This is a genomic window from Aquimarina sediminis, assembly GCF_002895435.1.
Lineage (GTDB): Bacteria > Bacteroidota > Bacteroidia > Flavobacteriales > Flavobacteriaceae > Aquimarina > Aquimarina sediminis.
The window spans coordinates 477869-501045 of sequence record NZ_POYJ01000001.1 but is presented as its reverse complement, the minus strand read 5'-3'; the positions used below and the strand labels follow the sequence as shown (position 1 = coordinate 501045).

Annotated in this window: 18 protein-coding genes; 10 read left to right on the top strand and 8 right to left on the bottom strand. The window is 31.5% G+C overall.

Annotated features, from left to right (window positions below):
• Positions 1-16 precede the first annotated feature (16 nt).
• Both C1X07_RS02265 and C1X07_RS02260 read right to left on the bottom strand, forming a co-directional pair.
• Positions 17-2779 carry a CHAT domain-containing protein gene (locus C1X07_RS02265; protein ID WP_103068345.1) on the bottom strand — a complete coding sequence of 921 codons (2763 nt, stop codon included), beginning with the start codon at positions 2777-2779 and terminating at the stop codon, positions 17-19.
• Positions 2780-2919: 140 nt separating this feature from the next.
• Positions 2920-4239, bottom strand: a complete 1320-nt coding sequence (locus C1X07_RS02260) for a S8 family peptidase (protein WP_103068344.1) — start codon at positions 4237-4239, stop codon at positions 2920-2922.
• A gap of 260 nt (positions 4240-4499) precedes the next feature.
• Here C1X07_RS02260 and C1X07_RS02255 point away from each other — a divergent pair, with 260 nt between their 5' ends.
• Together C1X07_RS02255 and C1X07_RS02250 are read left to right on the top strand one after the other, a co-directional pair.
• The gene (locus C1X07_RS02255) at positions 4500-5069 is read left to right on the top strand and encodes an RNA polymerase sigma factor (protein ID WP_103068343.1); all 570 of its coding nucleotides are present in this window, start codon (positions 4500-4502) and stop codon (positions 5067-5069) included.
• A 1-nt stretch (position 5070) separates the two neighbouring features.
• The gene (locus C1X07_RS02250; RefSeq protein ID WP_103068342.1) at positions 5071-5904 is read left to right on the top strand and encodes a tetratricopeptide repeat protein; all 834 of its coding nucleotides are present in this window, start codon (positions 5071-5073) and stop codon (positions 5902-5904) included.
• Positions 5905-5933: 29 nt separating this feature from the next.
• Here C1X07_RS02250 and C1X07_RS02245 read toward each other — a convergent pair whose 3' ends face one another.
• Positions 5934-6791 (bottom strand): UDP-2,3-diacylglucosamine diphosphatase, encoded by an 858-nt coding sequence (locus tag C1X07_RS02245; protein ID WP_103068341.1) that lies wholly within the window; start codon positions 6789-6791, stop codon positions 5934-5936.
• Between the two features lie 267 nt (positions 6792-7058).
• On the opposite strand from C1X07_RS02245, the gene aroC reads away from it, so the two are divergent.
• Together aroC and C1X07_RS02235 are read left to right on the top strand one after the other, a co-directional pair.
• Positions 7059-8123 (top strand): chorismate synthase, encoded by a 1065-nt coding sequence (aroC, locus tag C1X07_RS02240; protein WP_103068340.1) that lies wholly within the window; start codon positions 7059-7061, stop codon positions 8121-8123.
• A gap of 184 nt (positions 8124-8307) precedes the next feature.
• Complete coding sequence (locus C1X07_RS02235) at positions 8308-9630, top strand: dicarboxylate/amino acid:cation symporter (RefSeq protein WP_103068339.1); 1323 nt, start codon at positions 8308-8310, stop codon at positions 9628-9630.
• Positions 9631-9639: 9 nt separating this feature from the next.
• On the opposite strand, the gene C1X07_RS02230 is transcribed toward C1X07_RS02235, so the two are convergent.
• Entirely contained in the window at positions 9640-10521 is an 882-nt protein-coding gene (locus C1X07_RS02230) for a LysR family transcriptional regulator (protein ID WP_103068338.1), read from the bottom strand.
• 229 nt (positions 10522-10750) lie between these two features.
• Between C1X07_RS02230 and C1X07_RS02225 the strand changes: the two genes are divergently transcribed.
• Both C1X07_RS02225 and C1X07_RS02220 read left to right on the top strand, forming a co-directional pair.
• On the top strand, positions 10751-12196 hold the full coding sequence (locus tag C1X07_RS02225; RefSeq protein ID WP_103068337.1) for a pyridoxal phosphate-dependent decarboxylase family protein: 1446 nt from the start codon (positions 10751-10753) through the stop codon (positions 12194-12196).
• A gap of 114 nt (positions 12197-12310) precedes the next feature.
• Entirely contained in the window at positions 12311-12709 is a 399-nt protein-coding gene (locus C1X07_RS02220) for a hypothetical protein (RefSeq protein ID WP_128755174.1), read from the top strand.
• Here C1X07_RS02220 and C1X07_RS02215 read toward each other — a convergent pair.
• Positions 12706-14583: a mucoidy inhibitor MuiA family protein gene (locus C1X07_RS02215; protein WP_103068771.1), complete on the bottom strand. Its 1878-nt coding sequence runs from the start codon at positions 14581-14583 to the stop codon at positions 12706-12708. The genes C1X07_RS02220 and C1X07_RS02215 overlap by 4 nt on opposite strands.
• A gap of 230 nt (positions 14584-14813) precedes the next feature.
• Between C1X07_RS02215 and C1X07_RS02210 the strand changes: the two genes are divergently transcribed.
• Positions 14814-15002, top strand: coding sequence for a hypothetical protein (locus C1X07_RS02210; protein WP_103068335.1), 189 nt, complete (start codon positions 14814-14816; stop codon positions 15000-15002).
• 19 nt (positions 15003-15021) lie between these two features.
• Here the strand turns inward: C1X07_RS02210 and C1X07_RS02205 are convergent, their stop codons facing one another.
• The 3 genes from C1X07_RS02205 to gcvT all read right to left on the bottom strand — a co-directional run bounded on the left by C1X07_RS02205 (position 15022) and on the right by gcvT (position 17475).
• On the bottom strand, positions 15022-15438 hold the full coding sequence (locus C1X07_RS02205; protein ID WP_103068334.1) for a thiol-disulfide oxidoreductase DCC family protein: 417 nt from the start codon (positions 15436-15438) through the stop codon (positions 15022-15024).
• 57 nt (positions 15439-15495) lie between these two features.
• Positions 15496-16311, bottom strand: a complete 816-nt coding sequence (locus tag C1X07_RS02200) for a sugar nucleotide-binding protein (RefSeq protein ID WP_103068333.1) — start codon at positions 16309-16311, stop codon at positions 15496-15498.
• Between the two features lie 81 nt (positions 16312-16392).
• The gene (gene gcvT / locus C1X07_RS02195) at positions 16393-17475 is read right to left on the bottom strand and encodes a glycine cleavage system aminomethyltransferase GcvT (RefSeq protein ID WP_103068332.1); all 1083 of its coding nucleotides are present in this window, start codon (positions 17473-17475) and stop codon (positions 16393-16395) included.
• A gap of 631 nt (positions 17476-18106) precedes the next feature.
• Here gcvT and C1X07_RS02190 point away from each other — a divergent pair.
• From C1X07_RS02190 to C1X07_RS02180, 3 genes are all read left to right on the top strand, one after another.
• On the top strand, positions 18107-18679 hold the full coding sequence (locus tag C1X07_RS02190) for an RNA polymerase sigma-70 factor (RefSeq protein WP_164914077.1): 573 nt from the start codon (positions 18107-18109) through the stop codon (positions 18677-18679).
• Positions 18680-18745: 66 nt separating this feature from the next.
• Positions 18746-19723, top strand: a complete 978-nt coding sequence (locus tag C1X07_RS02185) for a FecR family protein (protein WP_103068330.1) — start codon at positions 18746-18748, stop codon at positions 19721-19723.
• Positions 19724-19853: 130 nt separating this feature from the next.
• Positions 19854-23171, top strand: coding sequence for a TonB-dependent receptor (locus C1X07_RS02180; RefSeq protein WP_103068329.1), 3318 nt, complete (start codon positions 19854-19856; stop codon positions 23169-23171).
• Positions 23172-23177 lie beyond the last annotated feature (6 nt).

Genomic DNA, 23177 nt, shown 5'->3' with positions numbered 1-23177 from the left:
CATTAAAGAAGAGTAATTAGCGTTTATATTTGAACCAAATAGCAATGATTATCAACGCTAAAAAAAGTATACCAATAAAAAGAAAATAACTGTTATTGTTAGGATGTAGTGAATTTTCGATACTTCCAGTTAGAACTAAGGGTGCCCAGTAGTGGGGAGAATTCTCAGAAAGTTGATGGCTTTGTAGATATTGTAATTTTGCTTTTCGTAAAGCGGCAGATTTTGTTTCCCCTTCTTTTAAATAGGAATAAAAATCCGTAATTATTGTTGTGCTAGATTTTTCATTAGTACTCCATAATGAAGAAATTACACTTTTGGCACCTGAGTGGAAAAACCCGCGAGAGATACTTAAAACACCTTCTCCAAGTTGAAGTTTTCCTATTCCTGTTTTGCAGGCATCCAAAACAACTAGGTCAGCTTGATTTTTAATGAAATACAATTCATTCAGTGTTAATATGTCGTCGTGAAAAGCTATCCAAGGTTCTTGATTACTTAGTGAGCTAGCATGCGTAGAAAGATGGATAATGTTGTAATCATTGGATACAGATACGAAATTGGATTTAGTAGCTTCTTGTTCATATAGTACATCACCAGAAAAAAGCTTTTCAATTTCTGTCATTTTATATTTACTTCTATTAAGGCTTGATAATTGTTGTTTTTTAAAATGAATAGGAGCAAAACCAATTAATTTTGATTTTGGATTCCGGTTTTTTCGTTTAACCTTTTTTAATAAAGATAAGGAGTATGCATAGCTAATATCTGTATTATATATTAGGTAAGGTATAGGGGATGTTTTTGAAGAAGAATCTGTAACAAGTGCTTCGAATGGAAAATATTGTAAGGTGTAATCAGGGATTACCAATATTCTCTTATTAGAGAGTAATTGTAAAGTATCTCTAAAGGGAAACAATTTTTGATAAATAGAAAAAGACAATGTGATATAAGTATCTAATTGTTGTTGTGTAGTAAATGGTTTTGATGTAAGTGTCGTGATTGTTTTTATTTGATCATTAAGAAGTTGTACATCAGGTATTTTGAAAAAATGGATGTCAGAATCCGTAATAAATATACCATAACCCTCATTTTTTGTTAAAATATATTGTATGATTCCTGTAGATGGGGAAATAATTTTAGAATAACCTTCATCAAAAGAACAGATGTCGATTTCTTTTTTGTAGTGATAATATCCTGGATAATCCTTTTCTAAAGAATTTATAAATATTTCATATTCTTTTTTGTGTTTAAAAAGAATAGATTGCTTTTCTGAAATACTAAGTGTACTATCATTTCTATGTAGCTCTATCGTTTCATAGATATTCTGTTTTAGGATATATTCTTTTTCTTTTATAGTCTCTGGTAGAGCTGCTCTAGTTTTTGCTTCTTCATGTGTTAAATCTTCAAGTAGGGATAAAGATTTACTTTTTTCCATAAAGTAAAAAGCCTGTTTGTAATCATTTAGTTCATAGCATATTGAAGTAGCCAACATGTATAAATCTATCCCTTTTTCTCTCCAAAAGTATTTTGATTGCTGTTCTGTACTTTCTGAACGTATGATATCAACTAACTGATCAGCCAAGATTATAGTGGAGAGCCCATGTTGTAAGTGGTCTTCTTTTTTGGTTTTTTTGTAAAATTTTAACCAAGCTTTAGCCTTATCTTTTAGGTCATTTACCAACTCAACTTTGTTATAAGATTGAGTTAGTTTTTCTAGGTTAGGTAGCTCCTTGTAATCGATGTCTTCATACTGATTAATACCATAATATATAGCTTTTTGATAATTAGTAAGTGCCTCTATGTAGTTTTGTTTATTCAAATAATAATCTCCCAAGTTATCATAGATAGAGGTTTTTTGTGAATCCAACAGAAGTCCTTTTTTGTAATTCTCAAAAGCCAACTCATGTTGCTCTAATTTGGTGTATATATAACCTAAAGAATTATAGATTGTAGCTAATTGCGACTTGTTGGTCATGCCTTCATTTAAACCAAGTTCTAAAGCCTTTTTATAATTAGTAAGTGCTTTATGATATTGTTTAAGTTCGTCATAGATATAACCATATGTGGTATAGATTATAATCTGGTTTTTTAATTGAGTTCTTTTAGATAAATGAGAAATAGAATTTTCAGCTTTTTTTAGATAGCCTAAAGCTCTGTTGTAATGTGATTTTTTCATCGTTTGAGAATAAACGTTTGAAAAGCTTAAGTATATCCGATATCTCTCTTTGTTTAAAATAGAATCATTTGCTTGTTTAATAGTGTTTTCTGCCTCATTAAGGTAGTCTAATACTTTGTAGTAATCTCCTCGGTTTGTATATAATTTGGTTAAGCCTATTGTATAAGCCTTTATCGTATAGCTATCCTTGTGTGATTGTTTTACTAAGGTTTTAAAGGTCTGTATGGCTTTTGCTTCATCTCCAGAAAACAGGTAGTAATATGCCAAATTATTGTAGCTCTTATTGATAATAGAAGGAATAGAATCTACATAAGATTCTTGGATAAGTAAAGCTCTCTTAATGTTAAGTATCGCATTCTTATAATCTCCATTTCTATGATTAAGTTTACTCAATTTATCATATAACAGACTTAACCTAATAGAATCTGCAAATTGTTTTTTTTCTTCAAGAAGAGAGTTAATGCGTTCGATTTTACCATTGTAATCAATATTAGAAGTTTCTAGTTTCTTATATTCTGATTCTAATAAAGTGATTGCATTTTGGGAATAAGCTGATAATGATAGAAAAAATACCAATAAATAAATTATTGTATAGTAGTGATATCGCATATAGAGGGGTTTTGTGCTTACGTAAAGCTTAAGGGATAGCTAAAAATAATAATCTTTTTCGGTTAAAAAAACTAAACAGCCTGAATTATATAAGATAATTCAGGCTGTTTTTCAATAAGTTACTTCTATCTTCTTTGTTTTTATTCTATTATTCTGTCTCCATAGTATATTGGTAATGAATAATACGCTAAAAGAGTACCATTAAGGCGAAGTTGCTCTGTTATCGCAGTAGGTGTAATATGCCCATTTTGATAATACATAGCAGCTTTAGCTGTTACTAATGGAGCTGCATACGAAGTTCCAGATACCAAATAATGGTTGCCATTATTATCATAAAATGAAACCTGGTCACCTACAGATAAAAAATCAACACTTGTTACTCCAAAATTAGAAAAGGTAGATTTAATTATTTCCCTTGGCGATAAAAGACTTATGCCCATTGCTCGGCTATCAAAAGGTAGAGGTTCTACAATTTCTTTTCTTTTCTTAATACTAAAGCTACCAATACCAAGAATATTATTAGAGGTATAAGATGAAGGGTAATGTACGTTATCATCATTGTTAATTCCGTCGTTTCCAGAAGAAGTAATATGTAGTATATCGGGGTTTTCTAGAATAAATTTTGGGAATAATGAACCGGATGGTCCATACCACCCAAAACTCATATTAATAACAGAAACAGATGGTTTGTCAACTGCATACAAATAGCTACAAAGTAATGTGAAAGTTGTTGTTTTACCCAAATCGTTAAAGGCTTTAACCGGTAATATTTGATAATCACTAATATCTTCGTCAAATAATTTATCGATAATAATACTAGTAACTACAGTTCCGTGTCCATTATCATCATATACATCATTATCATGATTTACAAAATCCCAACCAGATACTTCTGTTTCTTCACCTTCCTCACATAGCGTCATATCAGAATTAGTACCATATAAAAAAGGATATGATTGAGGTAATCTAGTTAGGTTTATTCCCGTATCCAAAATAGCAATTGTTACTCCAGAATTACTTGCTTTTATATACGAAGAAATTAATAGATCACTTTGCCCTGCAGCAGTAGAACCAGAAACTCCTGGCGTGCTATTTTCATTATCATAAAAAAACTGGTAATCTGTTCCTTCAATTCCACCTTCTTGGGTTATTAGCTCATTTCTTCCCTCAAGATCTACTCTTGGATCGAATTCCCATTTTTCAATACGGCTATTGGTGCAATCACATTTTTCATATCGTTTTACATTATACTTTTTTCTCAAATCCTCTTTTTTCCTTTCCGGAAATCCAGATTGATATTCAACAATTAACTCTGTGGTAGATTTTATAGGGTAATTTGGGGAATTGTAATTTTTATTAGAACTTTCATTAACAGTATTCTCATCAATATCTTCATTTGTACACCCGAAGACAATAAGACATATCATTAATGTGGGGAATAAAGATTTTAAACATTTCATTTCATTTGTGTTTTAAATATTACTTTTATCCAATGGTGTATAAAAAATGAATTTATTACCCATTTTTTTATTTAACAGACGTTAGATGGTGTTTTCGGCTGATTTTTTGTTTTGAAAAATGTAACGTGATCACTACCTTTTTGAATTCTAAGTTGTAAATAAGTGTGCTCAAAATACATAAAATGTTTTAAAATAGTCATTTATGTTTTATTTAACCCTTATTTATTAGTTGGCAATGATACCTGAAATAGGTTATTTTTATGGATGATACTACTAAATTGAATAATAGATTTATAACTGCCTTAGTAGAAGGTGATAGTGTTATTATTTCAGAAATTTATGAGCGTTTTTTTCCAAAAGCATTACGATTTATTTTACAGAATAAAGGGAGTCATGCTCAAGCAAAAGATGTTTTTCAAGAATCATTAGTATATATAGTCATTGGAGTAAGGGAAAGAAACCTTACTATTGATTGTTTTGAAGCGTATTTGTTTACTATTTGCAAAAATATGTGGCGAAGAGAATTAGAAAAACAAAAAAAACGGGTAATAAAAGATAATCTTGCTACACTGGTAGATAAAGATACTGATTTTGCCTTGTTTATGTTAGAGCAAGAACAATTAGAATTGTATAGAGAAAAATTTAATTTACTTTCTGATAATTGTAAAGAGGTACTATCACTATTTTTTAATGATACACCTTATGAAGAAATTATTGAGGAATTGTCTTATGCTACTATTAATACTGCTCGACAACGAATATTTAAATGCAAAAGTAAATTGATTAAAATGATAAAATCTGATAATCGCTTTAAAAAAAATAGAATGTAAAATGGAGTTTGATGACATGACATACAATCAAATAGAGACATATTTATCTGGATTAATGAACGATAGTGAGAAAGAAGCATTTGAGCTAAAAATGGCTTCTGATCCCAAACTTGATGAAGAAATACAAATCCACAGATCGGTAGCATCGGCTATTGGTGAAAAAGAATGGGTTTTACAGAAAGAAGGAGACAACAGAGAAGAAATTGATAAAATAAAGAACTTAAAAAGAGGAAAAGTATATTCTGAAATTGAAAAAAAAATACAAGAAGTAGGGAGTCAATATTCTGATGAAAGTGAGAGAAAGAAGAAGAATATTTTGTTTTACTATATTGGTGCTATTGCTGCTGTTATTGCTATTTTATTATTAGTTCAGTACTTTGATAATTCGCCAACAACCACAGAAACATTGTATGTCGAGTATTGTGATTGGAGTGAATTACCATCTCTTGTTATGCAGAGTGATGTGAATAATGAGATAGAAGAAGGAGAACGTTTGTTTACTAATAAACACTATGAAGAAGCAATAATTGTTTTTTCTCAAATTGTAAATAGACAAGCCGAAGATAATGTTATTGATAATCGAGCCCATGCTCTATCATACTTAGGGGCATCGTACTTAGAAATTGGTGATTATCAAAATGCTTTAAAAACTTTTGATAGTTTGTTACAAAAGGACTTTTTGGATAGTTCCAAAGGATATTGGTATAAAGCATTAGTTTATATAAAAATGGGAGATAAAGAAAAAGCCAAAAAAGAATTGTTGTTGACTCTTAAAAAGGAAACAAACTATAATTATGATAAAGCAAAAGAACTACTAAAAAAATTGAACTTTTAGTATGATCCTGAAAAGAAACTACAAGAGTATTATAGTTTTTTAACAGATGTGATCAGTTGATTGACCACAAAAGAAGCTTGTAGTGCCTCTGGTTCTATTTTTATATCCTCTAGCTCTTCGTTGAACTCAGAATAAGTTTCCATAGACTCATTTTCGTATTGAATTAACTTCCACTTTTTATTATTATATTCAAGAGAGGTTAGATTTTCTATCCAATCACCCGAATTTAAGTAGATACATGATCCATTTTTATTTTTATATTCACGCATTTGTGGTTGGTGGATGTGTCCACAAACTACATAATTGTATTTGTTTTTAACGGCTAACTCAGAGGCAACATCTTCAAAATCATTAATATATTTAACTGCTTTCTTAACACTATTTTTGATTTTTTTGGATAGAGAAAACTTTTCTCGTCCAATATTAACCAAAAACCAATTGATAGCCTGATTCAAAAGAATTAGCATATCATATCCCCATCCACCAAGTTTAGCTAACCATTTGGCATTTTGGATAGAAGCATCAAAAATATCACCATGGAAAAACCAAGCTTTTTTACCATCCAAATCTAGTACTAGCTTATCAACAAGTTTAAAATCACCAATCTCTGCATCACTAAATTTTCTTAACATCTCATCATGGTTACCTGTAATGTAAATTACCTGGGTACCTTTTGAAGCAAAAGAAATTATCTTTTTGATAATTTTAAGATGTGATTTAGGGAAGTAACGTTTTCTAAATTGCCAAATATCTATAATATCCCCATTAAGAATAAGTGTTTTGGGTTTAATGCTATTTAAGTAATTAAGAAGCTCTTTGGCATGACAACCATATGTCCCAAGATGAATATCAGAAATCACAACAAGCTCCACAGTACGTTTTTTCATAAAATACAATAGTTACACAAATAAAAGGATGGATGATAAATGGGAGATTAAGAAACTATAAGTATATTGTTAAGAATCCTTTACTAATTCATTATGTTATTAATAAATACTTAACTCATTACAACAAACTTACAAATAGTATTTACATAATGGTTTAGTACAAAATTGGTAATGTATTTAATATTTGTAATCAAAAAGCAGATTTTTATATCATATTACCACTATATTTTTAAAGATTAAAAATTACATTTGCTAAAAATTGAATGCATGGCAGGAAATACATTTGGTAACCTATTTAAGGTAACTACTTTTGGAGAATCGCATGGAGTTGCAATTGGAGGAGTTATTGATGGATGCCCATCTGGCATAAGATTAGATTTTGAAGCAATCCAAAATGAATTAGATCGCCGAAAACCAGGGCAGTCAGCAATTGTTACACAACGAAAAGAACCGGATACGGTAGAGTTTTTTTCTGGCATTTTTGAAGGTGTCACAACAGGAACCCCAATTGGTTTTGCAGTTAAAAATGCAAATCAAAAATCTAAGGATTATTCGCATATTAAAGATTCATATAGACCATCACATGCTGATTATACGTATGATCAAAAGTATGGTGTTAGAGATTACAGAGGTGGGGGAAGATCTTCTGCTCGTGAAACTGCAAGTAGAGTAGTAGCTGGAGCAATTGCCAAACAAGTATTAACAGAGGTAAAGTTTAATGCGTATGTAAGTGGTGTTGGAGCTATTAAACTAGAGAAAAATTATACCGAACTTGACCTGTCGTTAACAGAAAGTAATATTGTACGCTGTCCAGATGCTAAGAAGGCTAGCGAAATGGAAACCTATATAAAGCAAATTCGTAAAGAAGGAGATACTGTGGGTGGAGTGGTAAGCTGTGTTATTTCTGGAACACCTGTAGGTTTGGGAGAACCAGCATTTGATAAATTACATGCTGAACTAGGAAAAGCAATGCTGTCAATTAATGCCGTTAAAGGTTTTGAGTACGGAAGCGGCTTTGCCGGTGCCGAGTTAAAAGGAAGCCAGCATAATGACCTTTTTAACACTGATGGTTCTACCAAAACTAACCTTTCTGGAGGTATCCAGGGTGGGATATCTAACGGAATGGATATCTATTTTAATGTAGCCTTCAAACCAGTAGCTACTATTATGCAGGATCAGGAAACAATCGATAAAGAAGGTAATATAGTTACTATGCAAGGAAAAGGAAGACATGATCCTTGTGTGGTTCCAAGAGCTGTGCCTATTGTAGAGGCTATGGCTGCCCTTGTTTTGGTGGATTACTGGTTGATGAACAGAACAATTAAAAAATAAATCAAGATTTAGATTTCTATATTGAATAGATTGAAGTGGTAAATTTTAAATAATTAACTGCTTGAGGTACTCTTATATCAAAAAAAAGGGAATTTTATCTCGTATTTCGCAATTTATCTCCCTTATTATTATTTTTAATTTATATCTTCGACGCTGTTTTGGCTTAAAAATTTAAATTTTTCAAATGAAAAAAATAGCACTACATTGGAAAATCATGATCGGAATGATACTCGGTATATTATTCGGATTTATAATGACAACAATATCTTGGGGAAAAGGATTTACAGGGGATTGGATCGCTCCTTTTGGGACTATCTTTGTAAACCTTCTTAAACTTATCGCTGTTCCTTTAATATTGGCTTCATTAATAAAAGGTATTTCTGATCTAAAAGATATTTCAAAATTTAAATTGATCGGAGGAAGAACCATCGTTATTTATATTTTGACAACCGTAGTTGCGATAACCATAGGTTTATTATTAGTTAATGCCTTTAAACCAGGAAATGGAATCACTCCCGAAACCATAGAAAAATTAAGTACAGAATATGCTGGTAATGCAAAAATATCTGAGCGTATTGCTGAAGCTGGTAGGCAAAAAGAAAGTGGACCACTGCAGTTTATAGTTGATATGGTTCCTCAAAATGCTTTTAAAGCAATGAGTGATAATAAATTGATGCTACAGGTAATATTTTTTGCAATATTTTTGGGGATTAGTATGTTATTGGTTAAGCCTTCAGAATCAGAGCCTCTCAAGAAGTTTTTTGATAGCCTTAATGATGTAGTGTTAAAAATGGTCGATTTAATAATGCTCACAGCACCATACGCTGTTTTTGCATTACTAGCAAATGTAGTAGTAACATCGGATGATCCGGATATCTTATTGGCGTTGTTAAAGTATGCTGGTGTGGTTGTATTTGGACTAGCATTAATGATTGTGTTTTACTGTATTTTGGTTACTTTAATAACAAAGAAATCACCATTGTGGTTTTTAAAAGAAATTAGCCCTGCGCAGTTATTAGCATTTTCAACAAGCTCTAGTGCGGCAACACTTCCGGTAACAATGGAAAGAGTAGAGGAGCATATAGGAGTGGACAAAGAAGTATCCAGTTTTGTGTTACCTGTGGGAGCAACTATAAATATGGATGGTACTAGTTTATATCAAGCTGTTGCCTCTGTATTTATTATGCAAGTACTTTGGCCAGAAGGACTAACTTTTAGTAATCAAATTACTATAGTATTAACGGCTTTATTAGCTTCTATTGGGTCTGCGGCTGTTCCTGGTGCAGGAATGGTGATGTTGGTTATTGTTTTAGAAGCAATAGGTTTTCCTTCTGATAAATTACCTATAGGCTTGGCATTAATTTTTGCTGTGGATAGACCATTAGATATGTTAAGAACTACAGTTAATGTTACTGGAGATGCTACGGTATCTATGATTGTAGCAAAATCTGTAGGAAAACTTGGAGAACCTCATGTAAAAGAATGGGATGATGATTATAAAGGGTAATATTTACAATTAGTTTGATTTCCAGTTTTTAAGTAACTCGAAAAGCATAGGATAATCTGATTCTCTTTCAGGATTCCACATCATGGTTAATTGGGCCTTTTGTTTGATGTTTTTTAGTTCGATACTTTTTATTGGAAACTCGTGTCCATGTAATGATGATATAGGTTCAAAGGAAATACCCAATCCAGCTTCTACAAGTCTGAAACTTGTACTAGCAGAGTCGGTTTCATGGATGATTTTAGGTGTAAAGCCAGCATCAATGCAGATAGATTCCAGAATATGAACATAGTTTGGTCCATCTGCAAGTGAAGGAAATATAAATTCTTCATTAGAAAAAATTGAGAAATCTACATAGTTACTTTCTGTAACAGGATGATCTTCTGGTAATAATATAACAAAGTTATCGATATGTAATACCTTACTTTTTAAACTAAAAGGAACCATAGGATTTGTAGCAAAACCAATATCCAATTCATTTTGTTGCAATGCTAGATATTGATCTCGGTTATTCATTTCTCTTAAAACGGCTTTTATTCCAGGTATTTGATGGTTGATTTTTTTTAATATATCTGGTAGAATAGTTTGCATTATAGAATGTGTGAAACCAACCCTGATCTCTCCGGCTTGTCCATTATGAATATTATTAGTCTGTTGTGTAACTCGTTCTAATTGGATGAGTATTTTTCTTACTTCTTTAATAAAGTAATCTCCTGCTGGAGTAAGTTTTACATTTCGTTTATCTCTTTTGAATATAGTTGCACCAATAAGCTCTTCTAGCTGTTTTATTTGCCTGCTTAAAGCGGGTTGCACAATATTCAATTCTTCTGCTGCTCTTGAAAAATTTAGTTTTTCTGATAACACCACTACATTTTTTAACTGCTGAATATTCATTTATAAATTTTTGTTATTAATTTATTAAAATTAAGTATTTTTTATTATAAATAGAGATGATTAATTTTGACATGTTTAAATGTTTGTTTATTCCATTGCGCATATTGGAGGATTCCTGATCAGAATTCGTCAGCTTGTTTTTCGGATATGGTATTAAAGTATGGTATTTGTTTACAAGCTGACATTTTTATGGTTTTACGTTATTTATATAATCACTAATTTTTATAAGATGCAGAGTACAACATCCAAATTTGATATATTAGAAAAAGCTTATGATGCATCTCATTTTAGAGAGCTAGGGCATCAGGTTATTGATCTTCTTGCAGATCACTTAGAAAAGGCGCATTCTAATAGTGATTATCCTGTACTTTCATACCAAAACCCTAAAGATGAGTTGGCTTATTGGGAGCAAGATTTTTCATCAGAATCAGGGATTTTGGATGTGTTCAAAAATATATTAGAACATTCGATTCATGTTCATCACCCTAGATACATTGGACACCAGGTTGCTGTTCCGGCATTGGTTTCTACTTTGGCTGGGCTTATGTCTGATATGCTTAGTAATGGTACAGGAGTATATGAAATGGGAATGGCAGCAAATGCAATCGAGAAGATTGTAACTGATTTTGTTGCCAAAAAGATAGGATATAAAACAAAAACTTCTGGTTTTCTTACATCAGGAGGAACACTGGCCAATCTAACGGCTTTATTAGCTGCGCGCAAAGCAAAAGCCCCATCTGCAATATGGGAAAATGGGCACCAGGAAAAATTGGCAGTGATAGTTTCTGAAGAAGCACATTATTGTATCGATAGAGCCGCTAGGATTTTAGGGTTTGGCAGCGAAGGGATCATTAAAGTACCTGTAGATAAAGAATTTAAAATAAATATAGATTTATTAGAAGAAGCTTTAGATAATGCCAAATCAAATGGATTGCATGTAATTGCTGTTATTGGTTGTGCTTGTTCTACAGCTACTGGTTCTTATGATGACCTAGATAGGCTTGCAAATTTTGCAGAACAACATAATCTGTGGTTTCATGTAGACGGAGCTCACGGCGGAGCTGTTGTGTTTTCAGAACGATATAAACATTTGACAAAAGGAATAGATCGTGCAGATTCTGTTGTAATTGATTTTCATAAAATGCTAATGACGCCTGCTTTAAATACCGGACTTATTTTTAAAAAGGAAGAAGATGCATACCAAACTTTTGCTCAAAAAGCACAATACCTTTGGGATTCTCAACACACAAAAGAATGGTATAATTCTGGAAAAAGAACTTTTGAGTGCACAAAACTTATGATGTCGATTAAGGTATATGCTATCCTTAAAACACATGGGGAGAAAATATTTGAAAGAAATGTTGACCGTTTATATGGTTTAACAGAGGTGTTTTCAAAAATGATACGTAAACGACCCAATTTTAAACTTGCTTTAGAACCTGAATCTAATATTGTTAATTTTAGATATATAAATGTAAGAGGGAATAACCTCAATAAGGTAAATAATGAGATACGCCAATCATTAGTTGCATCGGGTAAATTTTATATTGTTCAAACAACAATAGGAGAGGATAAATATTTAAGAACCACTATTATGAATCCATTGACCAAAGAAGAGGATTTGATGGCTCTTTTGGATGAAATAGAATGTATTGCTGAAACTATAGTTCGGTAAATTGTGTTATTTGTTTACTTATACATTTGAATCTATATTAATATTTAACATTTTGCTACGCAACTAATACGGGAGGCTTTTCGTCTATATGATAGAAACTAAAAAACATCAACGATGAAACATTTTGTTTATATAGTATTCATATTTATGATTATCAGCTGTAGTGGAGATGATGATGCTCCTAATGCTGACAACTCATCTGGTCTAAGCGGTACCTGGAATTTAACCAATGTATCAGGAGGATTTATGGGAGTCGATGCTGATTTTGATAAGGGTGTTATTGTTTGGGTTTTTGATGAAGTAAACAAGCAAGTAAAAGTGGTTAATACTAATTCTAGTAATGTCGAAGATATATTACCAACAGGAACTTATCCATATTCGACAACTATCACCGATGGTATTAAAGAGTTGCTCGTCAATAATAGAAATTTGGGTAATCTTGAAGTTACGACAAATGAGCTTGTTATTGACGAACAATTTAGAGATGGTTTTAAATATACGTTTCAGCGCTAAAGATTTATTTTTCTGCTTTTTGGATATTTAACCTGATAAGAGAATTGTTTTTCTGTTTTTTGATTTGGTAAAATGTCCAATTTCCATCTCATAATTCCTGTCTTATTGTTATATCTAGAACCATTGGTAATCAAATCATCTAGTCGTATTTCTTTATTTTGTGAAATGGGGATACGATCCTCCAGAATAATATTGATTTTATTTTGCCTGTTATTTTTTATACTAATTTTATAACCATTGTTTATAATTTTGGATGAACCAATAAATGATTTACTTTTGAAATTATCTAGTTGTTCTCTTTTTACAACGATATTGGGGTCAATACCTAACGAAACCGTTAAACTATCGCTAGATGCAAGAGGGTTTATGTTTGTTTTTCCGGCAAAGTTACCTTCAAAGTATATGCTTGCTTCTCCTGCTAAGAGATTAAATTGCTCCCAATTGCCTAGTTTTGCGGTTAGAAATACATTTTCGTTAAGTTCTGGTGCTGCATAATATTGGTAATTGGTGTTCATGTCAAAATTATCTATTTCTATAACCGTAATATCAGCATTAGATTTAATAGTATATTTCTTTTTGATTTTAAATCTGGTATTGGTTATTCCAGTTTCTTTGGTTTCTACAATTTGATTGTATTCCCTTTTTTCTTGTTCTTTTTTGACTTCAACTCCAGAAATTCTGCCGCTTAAAGAATTAGAATGCCCTCTTGTAACTACGACCACTTCTTCTAATTGAGATACATCTTCTTCAAGCTTTATATGTATTGAAGATGAATAAATCGGAATCGTTTTAATACTAAAACCAACATATGAGAATGAGAGTTCTCTTCCTCCTTGTATTTCTATGGTATATTTACCATCAAAATCAGTCAGGGTACCGTTACTAGTTCCTTTTTCTACCACATTTACACCAGGAAGTGGTACTCCTTGCTCGTCGGTAATGATACCTGTTACTTTTCTTATCGTGGGATTATATTTGTATCCATAATTTTGTTTTGTGTAATTTCTTCTATAGTTTCCATATGTAAAATTTAGATATTTAGTAGTAAGATCTGGCTTTATGTTGTTAGTATTAGGGTCACCAGTAGATAAAATAATATTAGCATTTTTCCAGTCGGTTCCTGTTTGTTGATAAACATTGGCTTTATAAGCAATATTAAGCGGTTTTTTGATACTCTCTGATTTTATATCATAAAAAGGAAACCATCCTGCGTTGCTAACATTATAGCGTATTTCCAATTTTAGATTGGATACCGTGGGAGCATCTAGTTTTATTCTGATCTCTCCTCGTTCTTCTTTAATATGATCCCCAAGTTTTATCATTTCATTTCTGATGTTATCAATATCACTGCTTAGTTTGTCAATTTTTTGAGTTGTGGAGTATATATCGTTTTTTATAGCTGTAGATCTGTTTCTATAATACGTAGAAATTTCTTTTATTTTATCTAAAGAAATTGGAGTAGTGTCACTACCTAGTTGTTGATTATTGTCTAAAAGCTTTTCTTCTTGTCTAAGTCCTGAAATTATATTATCCAAACTGTTTTTTTTGAGTAAAAATTCTTTAAGTTTATTCCTTAATGATTCTAATTCTTCAGAATCTTTTTTCTTTTCTAGATAATTAATAGCAAAATTTATAGAGAGAATAGTAGCGTTTTTTAACCCAGAAACCTGAATGCTATTTTCATCAATGTTGGCTGATAGATTATTTAGTATAATTTCATTGGTTCCTTGTGTTAAGTTTGCTATAGCTGTTCGTTTTATTTGCGCTCCCGTAAGATATATGGTTACTTCTTCTATTGCTGAAGGAGTTTTTTTCTCGGCACTGTTTGCTATACTAAACGAAAACAGTAGTAATAATAGTGTATAGGTTCTCATAGTTGCATATTTTATGGTTACTATACGAATATAGATTACGGATATAATAACAAAAACCATGATTGAGTAAACTAGCTTTATGATTTAGTAAAACACGTGATTGTTCAGGTAATCCATTAATCCCACAACTCAATGGGGGGAAAAACCCCCTATTGATTCTTAGTTAAAACCCCCTTACATAACATTGTTCTTATGCATACTTTTGATGTATCACATAAAACGCTTGAAAAATGAAACGGCTTTTACTACCCATAGTACTTATTACTTTTGCTGTCATATGTCTTTGTATTGTGCATATTGACAATGTTAATAAGTTAGATGCTCAATCTAATGAGCTAAGAAAAAAACATCAAACTGAAGGATATTTAATAGAAAATGGAACAAATAATGATTTGGTAGTTGTTCCGCAAACGAGATAAAGAATAAAGTGTGAATTAATTACTGTTGGTCAATAAAAAGAGTTCTAAGTTTGGGAGTTGGAATCATACAACTTTCTTTTTTACCAAACCATTTATATCTGTTTTTGGCAATAATATTGTAAATCCAGTCTCTGAAAAATGTAGGTAAAAGAAGGAAAACTGAAAGTAAGGGAAATATACCGGACAGCTGTTTTGCTATACGCAGAGCGGCTGTTGATTTGTAAAAATACCTGGTTTTAGAATCTATTAGAAGAATAGAATCTAATTTTGATGTATCAATATCTCTTTCCTTGACTAATTGTTTACCTATTTTACTTTGTAAGGATGCATATCTGAATGTGTCATTTTTATCATGTTTAATAATAAAGCTAACAGCTCCATTACATAGATTACAAACACCATCAAATAATATAATTTTTTTTCCTTCTTCAAGCATAATACAAAGATACTATGAATTATCAATTGTAACCATAAATTATGAATCCATTAAGAATTACTTAGCTATTACAGAATCAATAACTTGTTGTGTAGTAGTTTGTAGGTTTTTAGGAAGCTTATTATCTTTTGGTAATACAGCCAAATATCTATCATTGTTAGAATCATAAACTTGTTTAAAAATTGGATCTTCTAATCCAAGTGTATCACAAATTTCTTTAATCAAATCTAAATGGTAGATTAAATCAATACTACCCAAATGAAAAATTCCTTTTTTACTACGATTAATGATGTAGTGTATCTGTTGGGTTAATTTAGATATTGAAGTGACATTAATTATTACGTTTGGAAAAACTTCAATTGGAGCCTTTAGATCATAAAGTGTTTTTATCTCCTGTACTCTTGGAGTTCCAGAACCAAAAACCATAGGAACTCGTGCAATTACATATTTATATGTAGGTAAACGCATTAATGCATTTTCAATCTTAATTTTAAAACGTCCAAAAACACTATCACTTAGTGTTTTATCGTATTCATAAGATGGATAATTACTAAAAGAATCAAATACATTGGCGCTAGAAATAAAAATAAGCTTGGATCGGTGTTTTTGAATCCATTGAATAATCCGTAGATGCGCATCAAGTTGCGAATTAAAATTACCTCTAAGTGCAGTTATTATAAGAGTAGGTTTGAGATTGTCTAGTAGAATGGAAATATTTTCGAGTTCCATATCATATTGAAAAAATTTCTGATTTTTTTCATAAAAAGCATTATCAGTGCGATATGTTCCGTAAGTATCAAAATAAGAATTAAGTTCCCTGTACAGGGAATTTCCTATAAAACCACTTGCTCCTATGATTAAAATCTTTTTCAAAGTTGACTATATAAAAAAGTTAAGTTCCAAAAAATCACCTATGTAACTTTGAAACTTAACTATACTTTTTTTATTGTAAGGTTACCCTTTATAGAATGGTAATTTTACTACCGTTGCAGGGATTGCATTTTTCCTAACCTGAATATTAATTTTACTTCCCGGCTTAGCAAAAACAGAAGGAACATACCCTAGTCCAATTCCTTTTCCTAGAGATGGAGACATTGTGCCAGAAGTAACAATTCCAATAGTATTACCATTACTGTCTACAATATCATAACCCTGACGAGGAATGCCTCGTTCATCTAATTCAAAACCGACTAATTTTCGTTCTGCACCATGTTCTTTTTCTTTTGCCAAAGCTTCGGCATTAATAAAATCTTTAGAGAACTTGGTTACCCAGCCCAATCCAGCTTCGATAGGAGAGGTTGTATCGTTTATATCATTCCCATACAGGCAATATCCCATTTCTAACCTTAACGTATCCCTAGCAGCTAGACCTACAGGCTTAATCTCGTAATCAGCCCCAGCCTCGAATACTTTATCCCAAACCTGTTGTACTTCAGAATTTTTACAGTAGATTTCAAAACCACCACTACCGGTATATCCAGTAGCAGAGATAATAACATTTTCTATACCAGCAAAGTCCGCTATTTCAAAAGTGTAAAATTTCATAGCTTCAAGATCAATAGAAGTCAGTGGTTGCATAGCAACAGCAGCTTTTGGTCCTTGAATTGCTAATAATGAATAGTCATCTGATAAATCCTTCATGTCGGCGTTCATGGTATTATGACTACTTATCCAATCCCAATCCTTTTGTATATTAGAAGCGTTTACAACTAATAAGTATTTTTCATTTGCAATTCTATACACAATCAAATCATCAACAACTCCTCCTTTGTTATTAGGTAAATAGCTGTATTGTGCTTTTCCGTCAATCAATTTAGAAGCATCATTTGAAGTTACTTTTTGAATAAGATCTAAAGCATTAGGACCTGTAATAAGAAACTCTCCCATATGGGATACATCAAATACACCAACACCATTGCGAACAGTTTCATGTTCGATATTAACACCTTCATAGGATACTGGCATATTGAAACCAGCAAAAGGAACCATTTTGGCACCTAAAGCGGTATGAGTTTTGGTTAGAGCAGTATTTTGCATAGTAAAATGATTTAGATTATCTATCAAATTGACGCCGAATGTAAAAAACTTTGTGTAGGTGTACAAATGATTTTTGAATCGTTTTAATAATACGAGTTTAATATTGTTAAATTTTATTTTTTATACGATAAAAAGGCAACCTAATCAGAAGAACGACATCTATCTATAAAAGTAAAAAGAATTATCATGATACCTCTCTAGACTCTCTTTATGAAGTGAAGTAATTACATTTTTTAGTCATAAGAAGAGTGAATTCATTACTAGCAAGTAGAAATTAAATTTATATTTGATAGTTTGGTTATTGTTTTATTTTTATAAATGTTTATAGGTAACCATTAAAGCAAAACTATGTCTGCAGGATATTCAGGGACACCACTTGTAAAAAAAAATGGGATTAAAAGAAGAATATACCATATAAAAGACAGTGGATAGGTATGGGTATACAATAAAAAAATGTTTGGTGATAGAAATTTATGTAATCAAAAGTATAGAGTGAGCTTACAAAAAATTACTTTTGTCGAAATGAAATTTTTTTAGCATAAATTATAACAAAAATCGAGTTTTAATGTTAATTCTTTGTTGCTATGATGTTAAAAAAAAATATTTACCTTTACCATGAATAATTGTGTCAGTGAAAAAGGAATTACAAATAACAAATAATTTTTTCATTAAAAATATAAATGATGGAGACAAAGAGACTTTTAAGATTCTTTTTGAGCTTTATTATGGAAAACTGTTGTATGTAGTACAATGCTATATCTCTAATAAAGAAGATGCCGAGGAAGTAGTGCAGGATGTTTTTATAAAGACTTGGAAAAAAAGAAAAAGTATCAATTCAAATATTAATGGGTACTTATTTAAAGTTACCAAAAATTCTTGTCTGGATTATCTTAGATCCAAAAAGCATAAACTTAATAGCAGTAATAATGTACTTCAACTTGAAGCATATATTAACCATAATGCTTTGGCAGACAGGGATACACTATCAATATTAGAGAAAGAGTTAGAACAAAGAATAGAAACGAGTATAGAATTACTTCCGGAAAAATGTAAAAAGGTTTTTATGAAAAGTCGAATTGAAGGCTTGAAAAATAGGGAAATATCAGACGAGCTAAACATTTCGGTTAAAACGGTAGAAAATCATATGTCTAAAGCAATAAGGCATATGAGACTACATCTTCGTGAATTTTTATCTTTTTTTTAGAAAAATTAAAAGCTGTTGGGGGGTATAACTTTTTTATACGTCTATATAAATATAAGACCATAATTAATGCAAGAAAAAGATCTCATAAAATATATTAAGGGAGCGGCAAAAGAAAATGAAAAGAAAGCAGTAATCGAATGGATTAGAAAAGATACTAAACATCAAAAACAATTCAATTTACTTAAGGCAAATTATGTTGCTTCAACTTTAGACTCATATGATGGCAATAGTGTTGAAGCGCAATATGAACAATTTTCTTCTAAAAGATCTAAAAGCAAGGTATATTACTATACAGCAATGTGTTCATCAATAGTGATACCTCTGATAATGGTATGGTACCTATTTTCTTCTTTTCCCAACACTAATTTTGTAGTTAACACAACAGATTTTTTTGGTAGTAATACAAATGAAGTTATAACGCAACAAGGGGATCACAAAATGGTTACATTGCCAGATGGCTCTACTGTAGTTTTGAATGCAGGTAGTAGACTTACATACCCTGAAAAATTTAAAGATAATATTAGAAAAGTAACGCTCGTAGGTGAAGCTTTTTTCGATATAAAGAGAGATATAAACAAGCCTTTTTTTGTTAATACGGACGATATTAATATTAAGGTATTAGGGACTTCATTTAATGTAAAATCGTATCCAGATGATGAGAAAATTGAGACTACTTTGATAACTGGTAAAGTTGAAATTTTTCAACAACAAAAAGAACAAACTATCGTTTTAGAACCATCGCAAAGAGCAGTTTTTGATAGAGAAAAAAGCAATATTGTTGTGGATAAAGTAAATTCTATACATATTATAGCCTGGCAAAAAGGTAAACTAATTTTTGATAAAACACCGTTAAAACAGGTAGTTTTAGATCTGAATAGAAAATATGATGTAGAATTTGTAATTAATTCTGATTCGCTTTTACAATATAAGTATACAGGAGAGTTTGATAACCTCACTTTAGAAGAGGTTTTAGAACTCCTCAGAATTTCTTCTCCTATAAGTTATGAGTTCGTAGGTGGCAAAATTATGCTCAATTCAGAATAAAAAGTATGAAGTGTATTGTTTATTACAATATGTTTTTAATTAGACTCTTGAGTTAGAGTAGACAAAGTCATATAAAATTATAAAAAAACTTTAGGGAGTTTTCTTATCCAGAAAACATCTAATAAGAATTATGAAATTTTATTCCTTACTTATTTGTATTACCTTTTCGGAACTATTTTCATTTAATGTCTATTCCCAAAATATCTCTATTTCTTTGGATAGAGTTACATTACAAGTAGCAATTGACCAAATTGAAGAAAAAAGTGAATATCGCTTTTTCTATAACAATAGTTTAATTGATATTTCTAAGAAGGTATCTTTGAAGTCTGATAATGGTAATCTAAAAGATATACTCCGTAAATTGTTTAAAAAAACCAACATTGATTTTAAAGTATATAAAAATCAAATTGTATTATTCCCCAGAAACGTAGAATCATCTGAGCAAGCACTTAAAAATCTTTTGGATTATATTGAAGAAAAGTCAACAAACCAAGATAGAGATAAGAAAGATTTAAGAAGTGAGAGTGTACAAAATCTTGTAAGCGGTATGATAAGGAATGAAGATAATTTTCTCCTTCCTGGAGTTAATGTTGTGATTAAAGGAACAAATAATGGTACATTAACCGATTTTAATGGTAATTATAAAATTGAAGCTAAAAAAGGCGAAATATTGGTCTTTTCGTATGTGGGATTTGAAACAAAAGAAGTAAAAGTATCCACCAATATTATCAATGTTATTTTAAAAGAAGATATAAGCAACCTTGAAGAAGTAATTGTAACAGGGTACGGAATTCAAAAAAAATCAAGGTTAACAGGTTCTGTATTAAATGTTAGTCCTAATACAATAAATGCAACCCCAAGGGCAGCTATACAAGAAAGTATTCAAGGGAATATAGCTGGTGTACAAGTAACCTCTAGCAGTGGACAACCTGGGGCGACACCAAATGTTAGAATTCGAGGAATTGGGTCTTTTGAGTCTGCATTTCCTTTATATGTGATAGACGGTTTTCAAACCAAAGACTCTAATGTGGTTGCCTCTCTTAATCCTGGAGACATTGCTGCAATTTCGGTATTAAAAGATGCCGCTGCCACATCCATTTATGGAGTAAGAGGTGCTAATGGTGTTATAGTTATTAATACTAAGTCCGGTATATCAGGTAAAACGCAAATCTCTTATAGTGTTCAATCAGGGCTCTCCGCTGCATCGGTAGCAAATCGATTTAAACCACTTAACACTCCTGAATTACAAGAATTATTAGTTGAGGGTGTTCAGAATGCAGGAATACGTGAAGATGATATTGATGCTCTCAATTTTTTGAAGGATAATGGGTTTAATCCTGAAGTTGATACAGATTGGTATGATTTACTAACAAGAGATGCATTGTATCAGCAGCATAATCTTTCTATAAAAGGGGGAGGTGAAAACACAAAGTTTTACCTTTCAGGAGGGTATTTTAATCAAGAAGGTGTTATTCTAGCCTCTCAATTTGAGCGTATGAACACCAGATTAAAAATAGATCATAAATTTAATGAAAGATTAAAGGTTAATGTGAATGTATCCTATAATAAAACGATTTCAAAAGAAAGACCCAATAGTGGTTTTTTTGCAAATCCGGTGAGAGCAATATATAGAATACGACCTGATATATCGCCATATAATGAAGATGGAACATTTAATTTTGACTTTAATGGTACTCAAAATCCAGTTGCTCAGGCACAAAAAGAAATACGAAAAGATATAGATCATAGGATTCTTGCCGGAGCTGGATCGTCATATAGAATTATTGATGGTCTCACATTCGAATCTTTAATCAATATGAATCAAACTTTCCAAGATGAGTATATTAGACTTTCCTCAGGTTTTGGAGACGGAAGGCCTTCAGGTCGAGGAGAACAAGATTCTAATTTTCTGTTTTCATGGTTGTTTAGAAATTTATTAAAATATAATTTCAATTGGAACAATAATAGCTTAAAATCTTTTGGAGGATATGAACTACAAAAAGTAAGAGATAAATTTACCGATCTTACTGTAGAAAACATTCCCGATGGTTTTGAGGACCTTACCAATGGAAGTTTGTTTACTCTTGCATCAACAGATAAAGATCAGGAAGGTCTTAATTCTGTATTTCTTAATGCAGAGTACGCCTATGATAATAGATATTTGGTTAGTGGATCTATAAGACGCGATGGATCATCAAATTTGGGAAAAAACAATCAGTTTGCGGTATTTTGGTCAGTTGGTTTAGGATGGAATATTGCTAATGAATCATTTATGAATTGGATCGGTTTTGTTGATGATCTTAAGCTAAGAACAAGTTATGGTATTAATGGTAATGATCCCGAAACAGGTATTTTTGACCTGTTTAGTGTTAACGATTACAATGGAAACCCAGGGTTGATTTTTACTTCATTAGGAAACCCTAATATCAAATGGGAACTCAACAAAGCTTTTAATATTGGTTTGGACTATTCTTTTTTTAATAGTAGAGTTAATGGTAGTTTGGATTGGTATACCAGGGAAACAACCGACCTCCTAAGGTTGAGACCTGTTTCTGCAGCAAATGGTGACGGGGGAGAACCTGATATTGATGAAGGCAACGATATAGCAGATAATATTGGGTCAATGGAGAATACAGGGTTTGAATTTGATATCACTACTAAAAACATCATCTCTAATGACAGGGGATTTAGTTGGATTACGAAATTTAACTTTACTACAAATAAAAATAAAATTACCAGACTTAGTGATGGGGGAGAGCCAATCATTAGAGGTAGTCGAATTACTGCCGTTGGAGAAGATATAGAGACATTCTTCCTTCCAATATATGCAGGAGTAGATCCACAAAATGGCAACGCTCTTTGGTATATTGATGATTCAAGGACTCAAATAACATCTGATTACAATAATGCTAGCAGATCTATTATAGGTAATGCTACTCCTGATTTTTATGCAGGTTTGAGAAACCACTTTTCTTACAAAGGGATAGCTTTAGATTTTCAACTATATACTGCCTGGGGAGGTTTAGTTTATGATACCTGGAACAGGTTTACTAATAGTGACGGAGCAAGAAGACTCTCCTCTACAGGAAATGTAAGTAGAGGAACTTTTGAAAGAAGATGGAGAAAACCTGGTGATATTACCGACGTTCCTGCTTTTGTATATGGTAATGGGCAATCTGGAAGTCCCGCCTTTAGATCCAGTAGATTTGTATATGATGGCAGCTATATTAGATTAAGAGAGGTTTCTCTATCTTATGATTTTCCATTAACCTCAATTAATAAGATTGGGTTATCTAATGTTAAAGTCTATGTAAAAGGAAATAATTTGTATACGTATATAAAGGACAAAAGATTAGAAAGAGATCCCGAAGCGGGAGCAGATGGTAGGTTAAATCAAGAGATTCCTATTTCTCGTACATTATTTTTAGGTGTGGATATTACATTTTAAACAAAT